Origin of the sequence: Micromonospora sp. D93, assembly GCF_018070365.1 — a bacterium.
In the GTDB taxonomy this organism is placed as follows: domain Bacteria; phylum Actinomycetota; class Actinomycetes; order Mycobacteriales; family Micromonosporaceae; genus Micromonospora; species Micromonospora ureilytica.
In genome coordinates, this window is sequence record NZ_JAGPXW010000058.1 from 1 (window position 1) to 3,569 (window position 3,569).

The 3,569-nt window shown below is 68.6% G+C and carries 4 protein-coding genes; all 4 read left to right on the top strand.

Going from position 1 to position 3,569, the window contains the following annotated elements:
• The first annotated feature begins 350 nt into the window (after positions 1–350).
• Genes KBX71_RS33370 through KBX71_RS33385 form a run of 4 tightly spaced genes read left to right on the top strand, consistent with a single transcriptional unit; the run spans position 351 to position 3,518 of the window.
• A complete protein-coding gene (locus KBX71_RS33370; protein WP_210821665.1) occupies positions 351–872 on the top strand; it encodes a hypothetical protein in 522 nt (173 codons plus the stop codon).
• A 2-nt stretch (positions 873–874) separates the two neighbouring features.
• Positions 875–1,447, top strand: coding sequence for an ImmA/IrrE family metallo-endopeptidase (locus KBX71_RS34165; protein ID WP_240639279.1), 573 nt, complete (start codon positions 875–877; stop codon positions 1,445–1,447).
• A gap of 8 nt (positions 1,448–1,455) precedes the next feature.
• Positions 1,456–2,673 carry an MAB_1171c family putative transporter gene (locus KBX71_RS33380; RefSeq protein WP_210821666.1) on the top strand — a complete coding sequence of 406 codons (1,218 nt, stop codon included), beginning with the start codon at positions 1,456–1,458 and terminating at the stop codon, positions 2,671–2,673.
• Entirely contained in the window at positions 2,670–3,518 is an 849-nt protein-coding gene (locus KBX71_RS33385) for an oxygenase MpaB family protein (protein ID WP_210821667.1), read from the top strand. The genes KBX71_RS33380 and KBX71_RS33385 overlap by 4 nt, the downstream gene beginning before the upstream one ends.
• Positions 3,519–3,569 lie beyond the last annotated feature (51 nt).

The following is a 3,569-nucleotide window of genomic DNA, read 5'->3' on the forward strand; positions in this document are numbered from 1 at the left end:
TCTTCTGCCAGCGCGGCCCAGCGACCCCCCACCAACAAGCGGCGGCCGGGCCGGGGCGGGTCCCGCCGCCACCGACCGACACGCCGGCCAGTGCCGCGGCGGGAGGGGCCCCCGTTGTGCTCGTCGCGGAGCTGACCCCTCCCACCGATGGCTTCCCCCCGGGCTCGGCCGGCCGGACCGCATGCTCATCCGGCGCGCAACGGGCGTTGAGCCGATCGTGTTCGCACTCAACGCACGTTGCTCCAAACAGGAGCGAGCATACGCTCACGTTCCGTGCAGGTGTCAACATCTGTTTCGCCGCGTAGCGCATCTGCGACACTGTCGTTTAGGCGGCTGGAGGGTGAAGAATCATGGTTGACGATCGGCACGCAGAGCAGGAGCTGCCATCCCTCGACACGCTGGCCGCGAGGTTGGAGTACCTCTTCGACAAGATCCGCCCGACGCCCGACGAGCTCAGCGACTCCGACGAGCCGGGGCGCAGATACACAAACAAGGAAATCGCCGACAAGATCAACGAAGTGGCGGCCGATACGGGTGTGACGATCAGCGCCGCCTACGTCGGAGAGTTGCGCCGTGGCGTGGCCAGCGATCCCCGCACCTCACACGTCCGCGCCCTGGCCGCCGCCTTCGGGGTCAACTCGGGCTACTTCGTCGACGACGCGGCAGCACGCCGCATACGGGACCAGATCACCCTGCTCAACCAGCTGCGCCAGATGGATGTCAAGCGGGTGGCTCTGCGCCAGGTGCTGGCCGACAACGGGCTCTCCGCGACGGACACCCGGCTCATCGAACAGATGGTGGCCCGACTGCGCGCCGTAGCGGCAGCTGCCGGCACTGGCACGACCAGTTCCACACCGGCCGATCGCGGCTGAGCATGCAGATCCTTCGGTGGCAGTACACCGACGAGCGGGAGAACGCTGACGTGAGGTTGCACCGACTACGCAGGCGCTGCGAGCAGCTCGTCGCCGAGCTTGAGGTGCCCGAGCCCTTCGACATCCAGAAGCTGTGCGACGTCCTCGGCGAACGGCGTGGCCGGCCCATCCACCTGGTGCCGCTCAGGCTGCCGGCACAGACCGTGTGCGGGATGTGCGTGCCAACCGGCGACTTCGACGCCATCTTCTTCGAGCAGGACACTTCGCCGCTGCACCAGTTGCTGATCATCGGTCACGAGTTGGGTCACCTGCTCGCCGGCCACCAGGCGACCGAGGTGCTGGACGCGGACGCCTCCCGGCTGTTACTACCGGACCTCGACCCGCAGCTGGTCCAGCGCAGCCTCGGTCGCAGCAACTACGCAGCCGACGAAGAACGCGAAGCCGAAATGATCGGTTCGCTGCTCCTCCGGCGGGTCCGCGGCAACCGCAGCGACGTGGACGACGCGCCGTTGCACGGCGAGGACGTTGAGCTGTACGGCCGACTGCGGCACTCACTCGAACATCCCCACTGGTAGGGGCCGAGATGGACACCGTCCTCTACGCCGTGTGCGCCGTAGCCGGCTGGATCGCCCTCGGGTACATGGTGCGACTCCAGCGCCGGCATCCCAGCCAGGCCCGCCGCGCGATCTGCTTCGGTCTCGGGGCGTTCGCCGCCGGGATCACGATCGCCATCCCGCCCATCGCGACCGCGGTCGACCAGGTGTCGGGGCTGCCCAACCTGGCCAAGGTCATGGCCCATGCCGGCGCTCTGACCATCTCGGCGAATGCCGAGATCATGCTCCTGCACTTCGCGCTCCCCCCGGCGACGGCCGCCGCCCGGGCCCGCAAGTGGATCTGGGTCACCGCGTGCGCGTTTCTCGTCATGCTCGGCCTGTTCGTCTACACCCTCACCTACGACGATCCGGTGCTCCTGACGGTCGAGTACGCGACCGACCCCGTCGTGACCGCGTACCTGCTGATCTTCCTGTTGCTCGGTTTCTTCGCCTACTGCTTCGACATCACCCGACTGTGCTGGAGCTTCGCGAAGATCTGCGGGCGGCCCTGGCTGCGCCGTGGCCTGCGCATCACCGCAATCGGCGCCGCCTTCGCCCTGCTCTACAGCACCAACAAGATCGGCTATCTCGTCGCCTACTGGGCCGGCTACCAACCGGCCGGCGAGCGGCAGATAGCGGCGGTCCTGGTGACCATCGGCGCTCTGCTCATCACGATCGGCCTGACCATGCCGGCGTGGGGACCCACCCTCAAGGTCACCCGTCGGTGGGAGGACTACCACTCCTACCGACGACTCGAACCACTCTGGCGCGACCTCGTCGCGGCGTTTCCCGAACTCGAACTCGACCCCACCCTGCGCCGACGCCCGGCAGCCGTCCGCGACACCGACTACGCGCTGACCCGCCGGGTGGCCGAGATCCGCGACGGCCGCCTGGCGCTCCGCCCCTACATGGAGATCAGTGTGACGGCGCTGGCCGCACGGTTCGCCGAGCAGGCCGGGCTGACCGCCGAGGAGCGGCAGGCAACCATTGAGGCCGCCCACCTGGCCTGCGCCCTGCGTCGCCATGGCGACGGTCTGGTGGCCGCGAACCCGCAGCCCGCCGACCAGCTGCACCGCCCGGACGGTGGCTACGCCGGTGAGGTCGCCTGGCTGACGCTCGTCACCGAGGTCTACGCCCGCTCGCCGGTGGTCGCGCGGACGATCGCCGCGGGCCACCCCCTTCCCACCGCTGGAGACGCCCGCCGATGAGAGCCCGCTACAACAACCTGACCCGTACCCGTGCTCTCGACCCGGAGCGCGACTACCTGGCCATCTACCAGACCATGCTGCGCCACGAGTTTCCGTGGGACATGAAGCTCGGGCTCAACCTCGCCTTCAACCGGTCGTTCTCGGTCCCCGCCATCGCGAAGGTGCACACCACCACCGGTGAGCTGACCGAACGCACCCAGAAACGGATCGACGACACCGGCCTGCTGATGTACGAGATGGTCCTCAACGGCTTCGAACAGCCTCGGGGCCGCGACGCGTTGCGACGCGTCAACCAGATCCACCGACCGTACGACATCAGCAACGACGACTTCCGCTACGTCCTCGGCTGCCTGGTCGTGGTCCCCACCCGCTGGTTGCAGGAGTACGGCTGGCGCCCACCCTGCTGCCACGAACGCCACGCCACGTACCTGTTCTACCGGGAGCTCGGCCGACGGATGGGCATCACCGACATCCCCGGGTCGTACGACGAGTTCGAGACCTGGTTCGACGCGCACGACGCCGCTCACCTGCAACCCAACGAGGACGCGGCGGCCATCGAACGAGCCACCCGCATGCTGATGCTCACCCGGATCCCCCGGATGCTCACGCCACTGGGAAACGCACTGGTCAGCGCCATGTACGACGCGCCACTGCGGCGCGCAACGGGGGTCGACACGCCGGCCTGGCCGGTCCGGGCGGGGTTGCACCTGGCCTTGAAGACCCGCTCGCGGTGGCAACGCTGGTGGGGAACGCCGCGGACGACGGCGTTGTTCGCCGACGGGATCAAGGCCAGGAGTTACCCCGACGGGTACGAGATCAGCCAACTCGGCCCACAGCACGATTAGCACGTCGGGGCGCACGGGTGGGACGCGGTCCGGCCCCAGCCCCCCCCGGCC

Coding starts and splice junctions, on each gene's coding strand:
- KBX71_RS33370 (WP_210821665.1), top strand. CDS start 351: ATGGTTGACGATCGGCACGCAGAGCAGGAGCTGCCATCCCTCGACACG.
- KBX71_RS34165 (WP_240639279.1), top strand. CDS start 875: ATGCAGATCCTTCGGTGGCAGTACACCGACGAGCGGGAGAACGCTGAC.
- KBX71_RS33380 (WP_210821666.1), top strand. CDS start 1,456: ATGGACACCGTCCTCTACGCCGTGTGCGCCGTAGCCGGCTGGATCGCC.
- KBX71_RS33385 (WP_210821667.1), top strand. CDS start 2,670: ATGAGAGCCCGCTACAACAACCTGACCCGTACCCGTGCTCTCGACCCG.